This is a genomic window from Streptomonospora nanhaiensis (assembly GCF_026642255.1).
Classification (GTDB): Bacteria; Actinomycetota; Actinomycetes; order Streptosporangiales; family Streptosporangiaceae; genus Nocardiopsis; species Nocardiopsis tropica.
Genome location: NZ_CP113264.1, coordinates 82587 through 98252 on the forward strand (window position 1 = coordinate 82587; position 15666 = coordinate 98252).

15 protein-coding genes and 1 tRNA gene are annotated in these 15666 nt (G+C 71.5%); 9 read left to right on the forward strand and 7 right to left on the reverse strand.

Annotated features, from left to right (window positions below; translation table 11 throughout):
* Positions 1-6 precede the first annotated feature (6 nt).
* The 6 genes from OUQ99_RS00365 to OUQ99_RS00390 all read right to left on the reverse strand — a co-directional run bounded on the left by OUQ99_RS00365 (position 7) and on the right by OUQ99_RS00390 (position 7243).
* The gene (locus OUQ99_RS00365; RefSeq protein WP_267947413.1) at positions 7-1461 is read right to left on the reverse strand and encodes a serine/threonine-protein kinase; all 1455 of its coding nucleotides are present in this window, start codon (positions 1459-1461) and stop codon (positions 7-9) included.
* A complete protein-coding gene (locus OUQ99_RS00370) occupies positions 1461-2918 on the reverse strand; it encodes a peptidoglycan D,D-transpeptidase FtsI family protein (RefSeq protein WP_267947414.1) in 1458 nt (485 codons plus the stop codon). Before OUQ99_RS00370 ends, OUQ99_RS00365 begins: the two co-directional genes overlap by 1 nt.
* Positions 2915-4324 (reverse strand): FtsW/RodA/SpoVE family cell cycle protein, encoded by a 1410-nt coding sequence (locus OUQ99_RS00375; RefSeq protein ID WP_267947415.1) that lies wholly within the window; start codon positions 4322-4324, stop codon positions 2915-2917. Before OUQ99_RS00375 ends, OUQ99_RS00370 begins: the two co-directional genes overlap by 4 nt.
* A 7-nt stretch (positions 4325-4331) precedes the next feature.
* Positions 4332-5684, reverse strand: coding sequence for a Stp1/IreP family PP2C-type Ser/Thr phosphatase (locus OUQ99_RS00380; RefSeq protein WP_267947416.1), 1353 nt, complete (start codon positions 5682-5684; stop codon positions 4332-4334).
* Positions 5681-6187, reverse strand: coding sequence for an FHA domain-containing protein FhaB/FipA (locus OUQ99_RS00385; RefSeq protein WP_267947417.1), 507 nt, complete (start codon positions 6185-6187; stop codon positions 5681-5683). The genes OUQ99_RS00380 and OUQ99_RS00385 overlap by 4 nt, the downstream gene beginning before the upstream one ends.
* Positions 6188-6475: 288 nt before the next feature.
* The gene (locus tag OUQ99_RS00390) at positions 6476-7243 is read right to left on the reverse strand and encodes an FhaA domain-containing protein (protein ID WP_431061473.1); all 768 of its coding nucleotides are present in this window, start codon (positions 7241-7243) and stop codon (positions 6476-6478) included.
* A 229-nt stretch (positions 7244-7472) separates the two neighbouring features.
* Here OUQ99_RS00390 and OUQ99_RS00395 point away from each other — a divergent pair.
* Together OUQ99_RS00395 and OUQ99_RS00400 are read left to right on the forward strand one after the other, a co-directional pair.
* Positions 7473-7555, forward strand: a tRNA-Leu gene (locus OUQ99_RS00395).
* 212 nt (positions 7556-7767) lie between these two features.
* Positions 7768-8382 (forward strand): TenA family protein, encoded by a 615-nt coding sequence (locus tag OUQ99_RS00400; RefSeq protein ID WP_267947418.1) that lies wholly within the window; start codon positions 7768-7770, stop codon positions 8380-8382.
* A 54-nt stretch (positions 8383-8436) separates the two neighbouring features.
* Here OUQ99_RS00400 and OUQ99_RS00405 read toward each other — a convergent pair whose 3' ends face one another.
* Positions 8437-8970, reverse strand: coding sequence for an SSI family serine proteinase inhibitor (locus tag OUQ99_RS00405; protein WP_267947419.1), 534 nt, complete (start codon positions 8968-8970; stop codon positions 8437-8439).
* A gap of 79 nt (positions 8971-9049) precedes the next feature.
* Between OUQ99_RS00405 and OUQ99_RS00410 the strand changes: the two genes are divergently transcribed.
* From OUQ99_RS00410 to pheA, 7 genes are all read left to right on the forward strand, one after another.
* The gene (locus OUQ99_RS00410) at positions 9050-9382 is read left to right on the forward strand and encodes a rhodanese-like domain-containing protein (RefSeq protein ID WP_267947420.1); all 333 of its coding nucleotides are present in this window, start codon (positions 9050-9052) and stop codon (positions 9380-9382) included.
* 77 nt (positions 9383-9459) lie between these two features.
* Positions 9460-11520 carry a PAS domain S-box protein gene (locus OUQ99_RS00415; RefSeq protein WP_267947421.1) on the forward strand — a complete coding sequence of 687 codons (2061 nt, stop codon included), beginning with the start codon at positions 9460-9462 and terminating at the stop codon, positions 11518-11520.
* A 123-nt stretch (positions 11521-11643) separates the two neighbouring features.
* Positions 11644-12261 carry an ATP-binding protein gene (locus OUQ99_RS00420; RefSeq protein ID WP_267947422.1) on the forward strand — a complete coding sequence of 206 codons (618 nt, stop codon included), beginning with the start codon at positions 11644-11646 and terminating at the stop codon, positions 12259-12261.
* Positions 12262-12382: 121 nt separating this feature from the next.
* On the forward strand, positions 12383-12739 hold the full coding sequence (locus OUQ99_RS00425; protein WP_267947423.1) for an STAS domain-containing protein: 357 nt from the start codon (positions 12383-12385) through the stop codon (positions 12737-12739).
* A gap of 10 nt (positions 12740-12749) precedes the next feature.
* The gene (locus OUQ99_RS00430; protein WP_267947424.1) at positions 12750-13598 is read left to right on the forward strand and encodes a glycosyltransferase family 2 protein; all 849 of its coding nucleotides are present in this window, start codon (positions 12750-12752) and stop codon (positions 13596-13598) included.
* A gap of 36 nt (positions 13599-13634) precedes the next feature.
* Entirely contained in the window at positions 13635-14381 is a 747-nt protein-coding gene (locus OUQ99_RS31550; RefSeq protein WP_346660228.1) for a DUF4446 family protein, read from the forward strand.
* A 70-nt stretch (positions 14382-14451) separates the two neighbouring features.
* Positions 14452-15399: a prephenate dehydratase gene (pheA, locus tag OUQ99_RS00440; protein WP_267947425.1), complete on the forward strand. Its 948-nt coding sequence runs from the start codon at positions 14452-14454 to the stop codon at positions 15397-15399.
* Positions 15400-15666: the final 267 nt, after the last annotated feature.

Genomic DNA, 15666 nt, shown 5'->3' on the forward strand with positions numbered 1-15666 from the left:
TCTCGCTCATTGCCTCGGTATCGAGATGCTGTCGGGGGGAGGTCCTCCGCCGTTGTCCTCGCCACCCGGGTCCGGGGGCGGGGGTTCCTCCTCGCCCGGTGTCTCCTCCTCCGACCCGTCGTCCTCGCCGCCCTCGGGAGGACTGCTCTCCTCTTCGTCCTCCTCCGGGAGGGATGGCTCCGTCGTCGGGGACGACTCCGTCTCCGGCGACCAGTCCGGCTGGTTGTCCGGCACCACGGGGACGTCCACCGGGGCGGACTCCTCCAGTTCCTCCGAAGGTGAGGAGGACGGCGAAGGACTCGTGGCCGGCGGCTCCACCGCGTCACGCATGGGGTCCACCTCGCGGTTGCCCCCGTAGAGGAAGCCGGCCACCACCGCGGCGACGATCAGGACCGTCGCCGCGACCGCGGCGAGCACCACGGAGGCGCTGATCCGGCGTTCGGAGGACCCTGCAAGCCTAGCGGAGTCCTCTTCCCCCACCGGGGTCACAGCCGCCTGACCGGCGGTTCGCCGGGACACCGGCCCCGTCCCGGGGTCGGGGACCGCGCCCACCACCATGGTCTGGGCCATGCCGTTGAACCCCGCGGAGGGGGTCGGTGGCCCGGTGCCCGCGTTGGAGCGGATGACCGCGGCCAGGTGGGCGACCTCGCTCGCCGAGGCCGGTCGCTCCTCGGGCTCCTTGAGGAGCAGGGAGGTCACCAGGTCGTCGATGTCGGCCGGGATGTCGTCGGGGAGTTCCGGCGGTTCGTCGCGGGTGTGGGCGAGCGCCAGCGCGACCGGGCTGTCGCCGGTGAACGGCGGGGTCCCGGCCAGGCACTCGTAGGCCACCACGCCGAGCGCGTACAGGTCCGACGAGGAGGTCGCCGGGCGGCCCGACGCCTGCTCGGGCGAGATGTACTGGGCGGTCCCCATGACCATGCCGGTCTGGGTGAGGGTCACCGACATGTCGCCGCGGGCGATGCCGAAGTCGGTCAGCTTGAGCTGCCCGTCCGGGGTGACCAGCAGGTTGCCCGGCTTGATGTCGCGGTGCACCACACCGCGTGCGTGCGCCGCCGCGAGCGCCTTGGCCGCCTGGCAGACGAAGTCGAGGGTCTGGTCCGGGCTGAGGTGGCCCTGTTCGCGCAGGACCTGGGAGAGGGGGTTGCCGACCACCAGCTCCATGATCAGGAAGGCGCGGCCGTCCTCCTCGCCGTAGTCGAAGACCTGCGCGATCCCGGGGTGCGAGAGGCCGGCGGTGATCCGGCCCTCGGTGCGGAACCGCTCCCGCGCGGTGGGCTCGGCCATCTGCGAGGGGTGGAGGAGCTTCACGGCGACGGGCCGGTTGAGCAGGGTGTCGGTGGCCTTCCAGACCGTACCCATGCCTCCCGAACCCACCTGTTCCTCCAGGCGGTAACGGTCGCTCAGAACGGTCCCGGTGAGATCACCGGGACCGTTCCGGGAAGACGGCTCGTAGGCACTCACTACTGAACCACTGCCTCCATCATCTGACGGGCGATCGGAGCGGCGAGCTCGTTTCCGCTGCCGCCGCCGAACTCGACGACGACCGCGACGGCGACCTGCGGGTCGTCGGCGGGGGCGAAACCGATGAACCAGTTGTGTGTGCTCTCCGTGCCCGTCTCGGCGGTGCCGGTCTTGCCGGCCACCTGGACGTTGGGGATCGCCGCGTTGGTACCCGAACCGCCCTCGCCCGTGACCAGGACCATCATCTCGGTCAGGTCCTGGGCGGTACTGGCGCTGACGGCCTGGGAGTAGCTCTCCGGACTGGTCTGCGTGATCACGGACAGGTCCGAGTCGCGTACCGCGTCCACCACGTAGGGTCGCATGACCTCGCCGCCGTTGGCCACACCCGCGGCCACCATCGCCATCTGGAGCGGGGTCGCCTCGACGTTGGACTGGCCGATGCCGGCGCGGCCGAGGATGTTGCGGTCCTCCTCCGGGGGCGCGAAGCTCGGGGTCACGCCGAGGGGGATCTCGAGCTCCTCCCCCTCCGGCGGGTTGAACCCGAACTTGGTGGCCTGCTCCGAGAGGGCGGTGCCGCCCATCTCGATCGCCCAGTTGGCCATCGAGGTGTTGCAGGAGATCTGGATGGAGTGGGCCAGGGTGTCGGGCTGGCCGCCGTTGCAGGTCCCGCCGGGGGTGGCGTTGGGCAGGTCGTGCCCCAGCGACAGCCGGTCGGGCGCGTCCATGGTGCTGTCCGGGCTCGCGTCGAGGGTCTCGATGGCCGCCGCGGCGGTCACCACCTTGAACGTCGACCCCGGGGGGTAGCGCTCGTTGAGGGCCCGGTTGAGCAGCGGCTTGGCCGGGTCGTTCTCCAGCGCCACGTAGTTGTTGGTGGCGTCCTCGAGGTCGGTGATGCTGACGACCTCGTTGGCGTCGTAGGACGGGTAGGACACCGCGCCCAGGACCGCCCCGGTGCTGGGGTCGATCGCGACGGCCGCGCCGTTCTTGCCGCCCAGGCCCGCGAAGGCCTCGTAGCCGGCCTCCTGCACCTCGGGGTCGAGGGTCAGCTGGACCTGCGCCCCCTCGGGCTCGCGGCCGGTGATGATGTCGCGGAAGTTGCGCACGGCCAGGCGGTCGTCGGACCCGTCGAGCAGGGTGTTCTCGGTGTCCTCGACACCGGAGGCGCCGTACGTGCGGAAGGAGCCGACGATCGGCGTGTACAGGCCGCCGCCGGTGTACTCGCGCTGGTAGCGGGCGGGCTCGCCCTCCGGGGAGACGTTCTCCGAGAAGGCGACGTTCTCCCCCGCGACCTGGATGGGGCCGCGCGGCTCGCTGAGGCGCTCGCTGTACGTGCGCCGGTTGAGCGGGTCGGCGCGGATGGAGTCCGCCTGGAAGCCCTGGATCCAGGTGATGTTGAGCATCAGGATCCCGATGAGGATCAGGGCGAAGACGCTCAGCCTGCGGATGGGTGTGTTCATCGTCGGATCACCTGGGTCGCGCCCTCGTCCTGGATCGACTGCGGTGCCGGGCGGCGCGCGTTGTCACTGATGCGGAGCAGGATGCCCATCATGATCCAGCTCGCCATCAGCGCCGAACCGCCGGCGGCCATGAACGGCGTGGTGGAACCGGTGAGCGGGATGACGCGGGAGATGCCGCCGAGCACGATGAACACCTGGTATGCGAGGACGAACGCGATGCCGCTCGTCAGAAGCTTGTTGAACGGTCCGGTCGCCGCGAGCGCGATGCGCATGCCGCGCTCCACCAGGAGGCCGAGGACCATGAGCACGGCCAGCAGACCGGTCAGACCGAGCTCCTCCCCGATGGACGCGAGGATGAAGTCGCTGTCCGCGGCGAAGGTGTTGTGGGCCTGGCCGCCGCCGATGCCCGTGCCGAAGAGCCCGCCGTAGGCCATCCCGACCAGGCCCTCCACGAGCTGCTGGCTGCCGCCGACCGCCTCGTAGACCTCCTGGTCGAACGTGTTGATCCAGATGTTGACGCGGGCCCGGACGTGCCAGAAGAGGAAGTAGGCGAGCGTCGCGCCGCCGGCGAACATGACCAGGCCGATGGTCACCCACGAGGAGCGCTGAGTGGCCACGTACAGCATCGCCAGGAACGTGCCGAAGAGCAGCAGGGAGGTGCCCAGGTCGCGCAGGACCACCAGCATGCCGATCGCCAGCAGCCAGCCGACCAGGATCGGGGCCAGGTCGCGGGCGCGGGGCAGCTCGATGAGGGTGAAGCGGCCGACCTTGATCGGCTTGCCGACGATCTGCAGCACCTGGCGCTTGCTCATCAGGTAGGACGCCAGGAAGATCACCAGGGCGATCTTGGCGAACTCCGACGGCTGCATGGTGAACGGACCGATCTTGATCCACAGCTGGGCGCCGTAGACGGCGTGGCCCAGGCCCGGGATGATCGGGAGCATCAGCAGCACGATCGCGACCAGGGCGCTGATGTAGGTGTAGCGCTGAAGGATCCGGGGGTCCTTCAGGAAGACGATGATCAGGAAGCAGCAGATCAGGCCGACCGCGGTCCAGACAAGCTGCATGCCGACGCCGGCGCCCTCGATGTTCTCCTCGTGGGAGGCGTTCAGGCGCCAGATCATCGCCACGCCGATCCCGTTCAGGAACAGGGCGCACGGCATGATCAGCGGGTCCGCGTAGGGGGCGAGGAAGCGCATCGCCACGTGGGCGACGGCGGAGAGGGCGCCGAAGGTCAGGCCCACGGTCCACATCGCGGAGGGGACCCTGCCGTTGAGGTTGAGTCCGGCGATCGCGATGCCCGCCATCGTGATGAGGATCGCGATGACGGTGAGGACCAGTTCGGCGTTGCGCCGTTTGACCGGGGGCAGCGCGGTCGGCGCCTCCGGTGCTGACGTGCTGCTCAAGCCGGACTCACCCGGTCCCTTCCTCGGAGCCGGTCCCCCGGTCGCCGCCGGCGGGGCCCGAGCCCTGGTTCAGCCTCTCGACGCTCTCCCGCGCGGCCTCGAGGCTCTCCGCGGGGATCGTGTTCTCCACGGCGTCGCGGTCCGCGTCCGCCAGGGAGTCGAGGGCGATCTCGGTGTCCTCAAGCTCGTCCGACAGGCTGAAGCCGGCGATGTCGGTGTTGATGCCCTGGTAGATCGCGACGTTGCCGCTGGAGGACGGGCCGACGTAGTACTGGCTGTCCACGTACTGGCGGCCGAAGTAGTAGGTGGCCCCGGCGACGACCGCGACCACGACCACGAACACCAGCACCATCGGCCACCAGCGCCTGGTGCGGTACTCGGCGTCGGGCTCGGAGCGGCCCCGCCGGTCGGCCGGCGGCGACTCGTAGCCGTCGTAGCCGCCGTACTGCTCCTGGAAGGCGGGCTCGCCCGGGGCGTCGTCCCGCACGGGGTCCATCTCGGCGGTGTCCCCGCCGGTGCCGCGCAGTTCCTGCGCCCGTCTCGCGGGCGAGTCGTTGCCCTGCTCCGCGGCGTCGGGCTGCTGGTCGGCGGCGCCGACGACCTGGGCGGCGGGCGTGGGGCCCTCGCGGTCGGTGTCGGTCTCGATGACGTCGGCGACGACCACGGTGATGTTGTCCGGGCCGCCCCCGCGGATGGCCAGCTCGATGAGCTTCTTGGACGCCCCGCGCGGGTCGGACTCGGTCGCGAGGGTCTCGTGGATGGTCTTCTTGCTGACCACCCCGGAGAGCCCGTCGGAGCAGAGCATGTAGCGGTCGCCGACCTTGGCGTCGTTGATGGAGATGTCGGGGTCGACCGGGCTCTTGCCGTCCAGGGCGCGCAGGATGAGGGACCGCTGCGGGTGCGTGGCGACCTCCTCCTCGGTGATCTTGCCCTCGTCCACCAGGGTCTGCACCAGGGTGTGGTCGTGGGTGATCTGCTCGAAGCGGGGGCCGCGCAGCAGGTAGGCGCGCGAGTCGCCGATGTGGATGAGCGCGACGCGGGCGCCGGACCACAGCATGGCCGTCAGGGTGGTGCCCATGTTCTCCAGCTGCGGCTCCTCCATGATCCGGCGGGAGAGGGAGGCGTTCGCCTGCTCGACGGCGCGCTGGAGGACCTCGGGCATCTCGTCCGACGTGTGGGTCTCGGAGTCGAGGCGGCGGATCGAGGAGATCGCGATGGAGCTGGCCACCTCACCGCCCGCGTAACCGCCCATGCCGTCGGCCACAGCGAGGAGGTGCTGGCCGGCGTAGCCGGAGTCTTCGTTGCCTTCGCGGAGGCATCCAACATCGGAGTACGCCGCGTATCGGAGAGCGATTGTCATTTGCGCAGTTCCAGGACGGTTTTGCCGATACGGATGGGCTGACCCACCGTGATGGGCTGGGGGCGGTTCAGCTTCTGCTGGCCGAGGTAGGTGCCGTTGGTCGAGTTGAGGTCTTCGACGAACCAGCGGCCGTTCTCGGAGTAGACGCGCGCGTGCCGGCCCGAGGCGTAGTCGTCGGTGATGACGAGCGTCGAGTCGGGGGCGCGTCCGATGGTGATGGGTTGGGACCCCAGGTCGACGGTGGTGCCGGAGAGGGACCCCTGGGTCACGGCCAGCACGGTCGGCTCGTTGCGGCGCTTGCGCTGAGGCCGGGCCTGGGAGTGGGAGGGGGCGGGCGCCTCCCTGCGCTGGGCGGGGCGCGGGCCGGGCCGGGGCTTCTTCCGCGGTTTCTTCTTGGACGGGCCGAAGAGGTCCGTGCGAATGACGCCGACCGCCGTGAGGACGAACAGCCAAAGCACCGCGAGATACGCGATCTTGATCAATATGAGGGTCAAGTTGGACATCGAACTGCTCTTCAGCCCCTGTCGTGCTTCGGCCGGGGTAGCGGTCATCGGCGCCGCCACCGTGTCTTCCCCACCTTCGGGTCGGTGAGTGTCGAGGTCGCTGGTCGCGGCCTGCGGCCGCGGTCCGTGTGCCCGATCGGTCAGGTCTTCGCGGAGACTACCTTCCCGACCGGATATCCGACAGCAGGTCCGTATTCGACCCGCCCCGGGTACGACCTGTCAGACGCCGACGGAACGGTGTTGGTTGCGGTTCGCGCCGGGCCTGATCGGTCGATTGTGGCGGGGTTCTCAGTCGCGTCGGAACGTCATGGTGGTGCGGCCGAGGCTGATCCTGCTGCCGTCCACCAGACGGGCCTGCCTGACCTGCTGGCCGTTGACGAAGGTCCCGTTCGTGGACCCCTTGTCCACGAGGACGGCCTCGTCCCCGTCCAGGCGGATCTCGACGTGGTGACGGGAGACACCGTTGTCGACCAGTCGGAGGTCGCAGTCGGTGCCGCGGCCCAGGAGGGTCACCGGGGTCGTCAGCTCGAAGGACTGCTGCATGCCGTGGCTGGCGATGCTGCCCTCCGCGGTGGCGCCGCCCGGGGAGATCAGCAGGCGCGGACGCCCGCTCTGCTGCTGGCCGGCGGGCTGGCCGGGGTCGCCGACGGGCTGTCGGACCTCTCCCTCCGGACCGACCATGGTGCCGCGCACGACGCCGGAGCGGATGCGGAAGCGGCCGGTCTTGAGGCCCTCGTCGGACCTGAAGTGGACCCGGACCGGACCGACGAAGGAGTAGCCCTGCTCCGTCGCGTAGTCACGGGCGAGCTTGGACAGTTCCTGGCCGAGGCTGTCGGCGTAGACTTCGAGCCGTTCCTTGTCGCTGGCCGCGAGCTCGACGATGAAGTCGTTCGGGACCAGGGTGCGGCCCTGGGCGACGATGGCTGCCCGCTCGTCCATCTCACGCTGGACGGCGCTCGCCACCTCGACCGGCTGGAGCTCGGACTTGAAGGCCATCGCGAAGGTGCCTTCGATCATGCCCTCAAGCCTGCGCTCGAAGCGTTGGAGCACTCCCACGAGGTACCTCCCTTTTGTACTCCACTTCGTATGTGTAGACGATCGTAACCGGGCCCGGGTGTCCCTGGTTTCAGGCGCACCCCCGGGAGGGGGTCCGGGAAGGCCCCGGAGGAGGGGCCGAAATCGGTGTGCGACCCACGTTCAGACCGTGCTAGCCTTATCCATGTCGCCAGGGGAAACGGACGAAAAGCCCGGATCACCTGGCCACACAACTGAATGCGAGTCATCCGGGCGGGTGGCGGAACGGTAGACGCGCACGGTTCAGGTCCGTGTGTCCGAAAGGATGTGAGGGTTCAAATCCCTCCTCGCCCACTTTATCCGAAGCGGCCCTGGCCACCAGTAGACCTGGTGACCAGGGCCGCTTCGCTGTCGGCGGGCCTTCCGGGTCCGGCGCGGCTCCGCCCCGGACGGCGGTCCCGGGCGGGGAGATCGTGAACCGATCGTCACCGGGAGTCCGATCGGACGGTGTGGCGCCGGGGACGGCCGCCGCACGCACGGATACGCCCGGATGGGACACTTCGGGCGTGGGAATCACCGAACGACTTCACGAGATCGGGCGACCGCTGGTCGCCGAGCAGCTGGCGCACCCGACCGTCGCGGGCATCTCCCGGGGAGACCTCGACGACCGCGCCTTCCGCTACTGGCTGGAGCAGGACCACCTCTACCTGCTCGACTACGCGCGCGCCTTCTCCCGCCTGGCCTGGCAGGCGCCCGACGGCCACCTCGCCGACCTGGTCGGCATCGCGCACAGCACCCTCAACGAGGAGCTGGAGCTGCACCGCTCCCTCTCCGGGGAGTTCGGCGCGGACCTGACCGTGAAGGACAAGGGCCCGGCCTGCGCCGCGTACACGTCGTGGCTCCTCGACGCCGCCGCCGACTACCGGGACGGCCTCGCCGCCGTCTACCCCTGCATGTGGGGCTACAACCAGCTGGGGCTGGCGCTCGCCGGGAACCGCCCGGAGGAGCCGCGCTACCGGCGGTGGGTCGACACCTACGCCGATCCCGGCTTCACGCGGCTGACGGAGCGGTACGGGCGCATGCTGGAGGAGGCCCGCCCCGACCCGGAGCGCGCGGAGCGCTTCTTCCTGGAGGGCATGCGCCACGAGGTCGCCTTCTGGGCCACCCCGTGGACACCCTGACGGCGCGCGGGAGCCGGGGCCCCGGGGCCGGGCCCCCGCGCGCCGGCGCCCCGGTCAGGGGTTGAGGACCGTGTCCACGGACTCGAAGCGGTCGACCTCGCAGCCGCCGACCTTGTTGAACTCGGTGTCGACCTCGGTGTCCTCGACGTGCCCGGTGACGCGGACGACCTCGGGGCCGCCCATGATCATCGTGCACATCATGTCGCTGGTGTCGAGGACGAACGGCTCCGCGCCGACCTCGTCGATCCGGGCGCACGCCGCCTCGGGGTCGGGGTGGTCGCCGCCGACCGGCGCACAGGTGAGGGTCCAGGTCCCCTCCTCGTAGCCGGACTCGGGCGACAGCGACTCCTCGTCGTTCAGGGAGCGCTCGATCGTCAGCTCGACCTCGGCGTCGCCGCCGCCGGTCGCGCCGTCGTCTCCCTGTTCCTCCCCGTCGCCGGGGGAGGAGGGTTCGGTGGTCTGGTCGGACTCGGGTGCCGGAGCGTTCACCTCTGCGGGATCGTTGCCGCAGGCCGTGATAAGCAGGCCGAGGGCTGCGAGAGCGGCGAGGCGGGTCGGCAGAGCCGTCGCGAGGGTGTGCAGTGACATACCGCTTCGACGTGGCGCGCCCGTGCCGGGTTCCCCGGTTCCTCACATTTTTCACATCATCACGACACAGGGGGTCACAATGTTCGGGAACGGTGTTCCGGAGACCGGCGCCACCGAGGTGCCCGAGGGCGCCTACCTGCTCGACGTCCGCGAGGACGACGAGTGGAACGCGGGCCGCGCGCCCGGGGCCGTCCACATCCCGCTCGGGGAGCTGGGGCAGCGGGCCTCCGAGGTCCCGCAGGACAGGAGGGTCTACGTGGTCTGCCGTGTCGGCGGCCGCTCCGCCCAGGCCGTCGCGGCGCTGAACCAGGCCGGCTGGGACTCGGTCAACGTGTCCGGCGGGATGCGGGCCTGGGAGCACGCCGGGCGCGCCATGGAGGCGGGCTCCGGCGAGGAGCCGAGGGTCCTGTGAGTCTCCTTCGGGGCGGAATTTGATCGGATTGTGCAAAGCCCTGCCACTCGGCGGCTTTCGGGTGGCACTATGACGTCGTGAGTTCCGAGCGCGCGCCCCTCAGCGCCGAAGCCGTGCTGGCCTCGTCAGCGGACGCGGTGGTCGGTCTCGACAGCGAGCTCCGGGTCACCGTGTGGAATCCGGCCGCCGAGCGCATGTTCGGCTGGAGCGCGGACGAGGTGCTCGGCGGCGAGCTGCCGATCGTCCCCGCCGAGCTGAAGGGCGAGCACGGCGCGGTGCTCGAACAGGTGCGAGCCGGGAACCCGCTGGCGGTGTACACGCGCCGGGTGCGCAGGGACGGCACGGTCCTCGACGTCCGGATCGGCGCCAACCGGGTGGCCGGGGCCGACGGCCGGTTCCTCGGCTGGGTGCTCAACATCCACCCCTCCGACAACGACGTGCAGGCGCAGCGCTCGGCCATGGAGCGGGCCAGGCTGGTGCGCCGGCTCACCGACGTGGTCGTGGACATCAACGCGGACCTCAGCCTCAAGTCGGTGCTCGACCGGATCTCCCGGGGCATCACCGAGCTGACCGGCGCGGACGCGGGAGGGTTCGTCCTCCTCGACGAGGACCGCGTGGAGCTGGTGAGCATCTCGGCCCTGTCCGACGAGCTCCAGGGGTTCACCGCCCCGCTGGAGGACAGCCTGTTCGGGGAGCTGCTGCGCAGCGGCAAGTCCGTCCTGCTGGCCAACGAGGACACCCGCGGCCTCCAGGACCTGGTCTGGGCCGACCTCCCCGGCCTCCACACCATCGCCCTGTGCGTGACCAACGTGCACGGCCGCCCGTACGGCGCCCTCTACGCGCTCTACAGCCAGCGCAAGGTGGGGCACATCGAGCTGGAGCTGCTCGAACTCCTCGCCGCGCACGCCGGGGTGGCGATCGGCAACGCCCTGGCCTACGAGGAGCTCAACCTCCAGCGCGTCCACGAACAGGCCGTGGCCGACTCCAGCGCCGACGGGATCGCCGTGCTGGACTTCGGCGGCCGGGTGCGCAAGTGGAACCGCTCGGCGGTGGAGCTGACCGGCTACCCGTTGGAGGCGGTCGAGGGCCGGCACCCGCCCTTCCCCCTGCCCGCGTGCCACGGCCAGCCCGTCAAGCACAAGCTCAAGGACGGCCGCTGGCTGGAGATCCTCATGGCGAGGATCCCCCGCACCCACGAGTGGGTGGTGGACTTCCGCGACATCACCGCGCAGAAGGCCATGGAGGAGGAGCGCGAGGACTTCCTGGCCACCAGCGGCCACGAGCTGCGGACCCCCATCACGGTGATCCACGGCTACGCGACCACCCTCATGCGCAAGTGGGCGCGGCTCACCCCGGACTCCCAGTACGAGGCGGTCGGCACCATCGCGGACCGGTCCTCGGCACTGGTGACCCTCGTGGACCGGCTCCAGCTGGGATCGGACGTCTCGCGCGGGGAGATCCGGGTCAGCCGGGACAGGTTCGACCTGCTCGACGTGCTGAGGCAGGCGGTCAGCGCGTTCCGGCCGCTCTCGGACCGGCACGAGGTCTCCCTGGACGGGCCCGACGAGCTCCCCGCGACGGCGGGGGACTCCCTGGCCACGGGCATGATCATGGACCAGCTGCTGGACAACGCCCTCAAGTTCTCGCCGGAGGGCGGCCACGTGCACGTGACCGCCCGGGCGGAGGAGGAGGCCGTCGCGGTCACCGTGGACGACGAGGGCGTGGGGCTGCGCCCGGGGGACGAGGAGCGGATCTTCGACCGCTTCGTGCAGGCGGGGGCGCGCGGGGACGGGGAGACCGGTTTCGGCGGGCTGGGGCTGGGTCTGTACATCGTGCGGCAGCTGGCCCGCGACCAGGGCGGGGACGTGACCGCCCAGCGGTTGGAGCGGGGGACCAGGATGCGCTTCACGGTGCCGCTGCACCGTGGCGAGGCGCCGGATCCCGAGGAGGGAGAGGACGCCGGGGCGGAGGAGTCCCCTGTGGCGGCCGCGGTGCGCACGGGCGTCACTGGTGGGGCGCGGGTGACAGACATCTCCCACCAGCCACCTGCGTCCCAAAAAACTACAAAAACCTCTTCAACCCCCGAATCCCTGTCACGACAGCGATCCGTGCGCCGGAGCGCCAGCCCCACCCCGTGATTCATCTCGACGTGGGTTTCCTTCCGAGGTGATCGGGGCATTTCCACCCCTGGTGGAATTCGCTGCCACACTTCGGGCGGGTTCCGGTCCGCCCGAGAGAGCACGAACGCGCAGGGACAGAACGTGTCAGGTGACAGCACCCCAGGTGATTCCGGGGACCGCCCGCAGCAGGTCGAGCGGAGCGTCGTACTCCCCTACGACCCCGCGAGCGTGGCGGGAGCCCGGCAGCGGCTGTGCGGGGACCTGCACGCGATGGAACTCGGTGAGGACCGCGTCGACGACGCCGCCCTCGTTCTGAGCGAACTCGTCAGCAACGCCCTCCGCCACGCCAGCCCCCTGCCCACACCGGGCAACCCCGAGAACTCCGTCGGCGTGTCCTGGAGGGTCGAGGTGGACCGCGGTCCGCGCCCCGGGGGCTGGGTGGAGATCTCGGTGCGCGACGGCGGGTCCAGCACGATGCCCCGGGTGGCGATGCCCTCCGTGTCCGGGCTGGGCGGCCGGGGCCTGGGCATCGTCCAGACCCTGTCGGGCCGCTGGGGCACCGAGATGGACGCGACGACCACCACGGTGTGGGCGGTCCTGGAGCTCTCCGCGGACGACGTCGGCCGCGCGGAGCGGGGGACGGACACGGACCGCGGCTGCGGTGTCGTCGACCAGCTCGTGGACCGGAGGGCCGCCGACGTCGTCGAGCTGCGCCTCCACCTCCGTGACGACCAGCGGGCCCGGAGCGCGCTGCTCTGAGGCGCCCCGCGAGGGGACTCCGGCGTCGGCACCCGGAGGAACGTGACCGATGTAGCGAAACACCGTCAACACACCGTCACCGAAGTGGCCCGGGGGTGGACGGGGCGCTACAGTCACGTCCGTGGAGTTGAAGATATCAAGCCGATCTCAAGAAGACGTCGCGGTGGTAACCGTGGGCGGTGAGATCGACCTGTACACGGCGCCCCAGTTGCGCAGCGAGCTCGTCGGAGCCCTGGAGGACGGGGCGCGGCGGCTGGTCATCGACATGTCGCGGACGGAGTTCTGCGACTCGACGGGCATCAGCGTGCTGCTCTCCGCCATGAAGCGCGCCCGTGACAAGGGCGGTGAACTGGAGCTCGTGGCGCCCAAACCGGCCGTCATGAAGGTCCTGGAGGTCACCGGACTGGTCGAGGTGTTCGTCATCCACGCCGATCTCGACGCGTTGCCGGTGGCCGCGGGGACCGGCAAGGCCCAGTAGACGGGGCGAGGTGCGCGAGGAGGAGGCCGGCGGCCCGGAGGAGACCGGGGTCGCCGTGGTGATCGCCGCCAAGGACGAGGCCGAACGGGTCGGCTGCACCGTGCGCGCCGCCCGCGACCTGCCCGGTGTCGACCTGGTCGTCGTGGTCGACGACGGTTCCGCGGACACGACGGCGGACGTCGCGCTCCGGGCCGGCGCGCGCGTGTTCAGGCACAGCCGCAACCGGGGCAAGGGAGCGGCGATGGAGACGGGCGCCGAGGGCGTCCGGCTCATCGAGGAGCACGAGGCGGAAGCCGGTACGCGCCGCCCGCCCCGGCACCTGCTGTTCCTCGACGCCGACCTGGAGGGCACGGCCTCGGGGGCCGCCCCGCTGATCGAACCGGTCGGCACGGGGAAGGCCGACATGACCATCGCGCTCTTCCCCGCCACCCGCATGCGCCTGGGCGGCCACGGTTTCGTGGTGCGCCTCGCCCGGGGCGGGGTCAGCCGGGCCACGGGCTGGGAGCCCGAGCAGCCGCTCAACGGCCAGCGCTGCCTGACGCGCGCGGCCTTCGAGGCGGCCAGGCCGCTGGCGCCCGGTTTCGGGGTCGAGACCGGCCTCACCATCGACGTGCTCCGGGCGGGGTTTCGCGTGGAGGAGGTGGAGGTGCCGCTGGAGCACCGGGCCACCGGCACCGACCTCAGGGCGCAGATGCACCGCGCGCACCAGTTCACGGACGTGGCGAGGGCCCTGATGGCCAGGGGGTTCCGGCCCGCGGTCCGGCGCGGATGGGACAGGGCCCTGGGGCGCACGACGTTCACGCGACGGCAAATGTCGCGAAAATTCGGGCACAGGGATCGGGGAAATAGCCAGGAGTGACACCATAGGTGCGTTGCGTAGCGATACGCTCGCGCTGTGTTCACTACGCTCATTGCCTCGCTGGGTCTGATCGCCGGCCTGGGCGGACTCGCCCTCGGCGGATACGCCCTGAACAGGGCCCGCGCGCTCGGCGAAGAATCCCAGGTCCTGGCCACCCGCACGGCCGCGGTGGGCGCCTCGGGCGTCGACCCGTTCGCCGTCCGTGACGTGGCCGTACTGCACTACGACGCCCTGGAGGAGATGTCGGGCACCCGCTCCTTCTCCCTCGCACTGCTCAACGGCCAGGGCGACGGGGTCGTCCTCACCTCCATCAACGGCCGCACCGAGTCGCGCACCTACGCCAAGGCCGTCGTGCGCGGCGAGGGCCGCGTCCTGCTCAGCCCGGAGGAGGACCGCGTGGTCCGGTCGGCCCGGCTGGGCAACGGCGTCGGCGCCCTCGTGCCCGCGCCCTCGGCCCCGGTCGGGACCGCGGCTGCCGGGGCCGCGGTGGCCGGCTCCGACGGCAGCGGCGCGGAGCCCGCGGCGGACTCCCTGGTCACGGTGCTGTCAGCCGTGGAGGACATGGACGACACGGACCACATGGACGACGCGGAGGGCTGCGACGCGGACGACCGCTCCGGGGACGGGGAGGGCTCCGGGCAGGAGGACGGAGCCGGGATCCGCGCCTCGGTCGGGGACGCGGGGGACGGCGTCCCGGAGGCCGCGGCGCGCGCCGGCCGCACGTCCGGGGGCGCGGGCTCCCTGAAGGAGAAGGTGGACGGGAGCACCTCCGCCCGCGGGTGACCCGCCGCCCGGCCGACGTGCGTGTCCCCAGGGGCCACGCGCCGCCCACCGGTCCGTATAGCCTGGCACCATGCCCAACCGCTACGCCTACCTCGGCCCCGAGGGCACCTTCACCGAGGCCGCGCTGCGCGCGCTGCGCCCCGAGGCGCCCGACGGGGCGCGCGTCCCGTGCGACGGCGTCGCCGCGGTCTTCGACGCCGTCCGGACCGGCACGGTGGACGGCGGCGTCGTCCCGCTGGAGAACTCGGTGGAGGGCGGCGTCACCGCCACCATCGCCGAGCTCGTCAACGGGGAGCCGCTCCTCATCACCGGTGAGACGGCGATCCCGGTCGAGTTCGCGCTGTTCGCCCGGCCCGGCACCGTCCTGGAGGACGTCAAGCGGGTGGCCACCCACCCCCACGCCCTCGCCCAGTGCCGAGGCTGGCTCGCCCGACGGCTGCCCGACGCGGAAACGCACACGGTCTCCTCCACCGCCGCCGCCGCCCGCACGGTCTCCGAACCCGGCGCGCCCTACGACGCGGCGATCTGCGCGGTGATCGCGGGCGAGCGGTACGGGCTGCACGCGCTCGCCGTCGGGATCGGCGACCGCGGCGGGGCCGCCACCCGGTTCATCTACCTGTCCAGGCCCGGCGCGGTCTCCGCGCCCACCGGGGCCGACCGGACCTCGCTGGTCGCCTTCATCTCCGACGACCACCCCGGCGCCCTGATCGAGGTGCTCAGCCAGTTCTCCGTCCGCGGGGTCAACCTCACCCGGCTGGAGTCGCGCCCCACCGGGGACAAGCTCGGCAGCTACTGCTTCTGCATCGACGCGGAGGGCCACGTGGCCGAGGCCCGCGTCGGCGAGGCCCTCATGGGCATCCGGAGGGTCTGCCGGGACGTGCGCTTCCTCGGCAGCTACCCGCGGGGCGGCGAGGCCGTCGAGACCGACCCCCCGCTCCGGCCCCGTCCGGCCACCGACGCGGAGTTCGCGGAGGCGGAGCAGTGGCTGGCGCGCATCCGTGCCGGACACGTCGACTGACGACCGCGCCGGCCGTCCCGGCCGGCGGCCCCGCGGCGGCCTCCTCCACAGCGGTCCCCCCGCACGAGGGCGGGGAGGCCGGGCGATGTTCCCCACCAGGATGCCGAAGAACGAGGTCCCCCCGCACGAGGGCGGGGAGGCCGGGCGATGTTCCCCACCAGGATGCCGAAGAACGAGGTCCCCCCGCACGCGGGCGGGGAAGCCGCCGCCGTGCGTCGGCGGCGCGGTCCGGGGAAACGATGTGACCGCCGCCGAGCCCGGGCGGTA

Excerpts from the sequence above, each read along its gene's own strand:
- OUQ99_RS00370 (WP_267947414.1), bottom strand. The coding sequence starts at position 2,918 with ATGAACACACCCATCCGCAGGCTGAGCGTCTTCGCCCTGATCCTCATC.
- OUQ99_RS00385 (WP_267947417.1), bottom strand. The coding sequence starts at position 6,187 with ATGTCCAACTTGACCCTCATATTGATCAAGATCGCGTATCTCGCGGTG.
- OUQ99_RS00380 (WP_267947416.1), bottom strand. The coding sequence starts at position 5,684 with ATGACAATCGCTCTCCGATACGCGGCGTACTCCGATGTTGGATGCCTC.
- pheA (WP_267947425.1), top strand. The coding sequence starts at position 14,452 with ATGCCCAACCGCTACGCCTACCTCGGCCCCGAGGGCACCTTCACCGAG.
- OUQ99_RS00405 (WP_267947419.1), bottom strand. The coding sequence starts at position 8,970 with ATGTCACTGCACACCCTCGCGACGGCTCTGCCGACCCGCCTCGCCGCT.
- OUQ99_RS00410 (WP_267947420.1), top strand. The coding sequence starts at position 9,050 with ATGTTCGGGAACGGTGTTCCGGAGACCGGCGCCACCGAGGTGCCCGAG.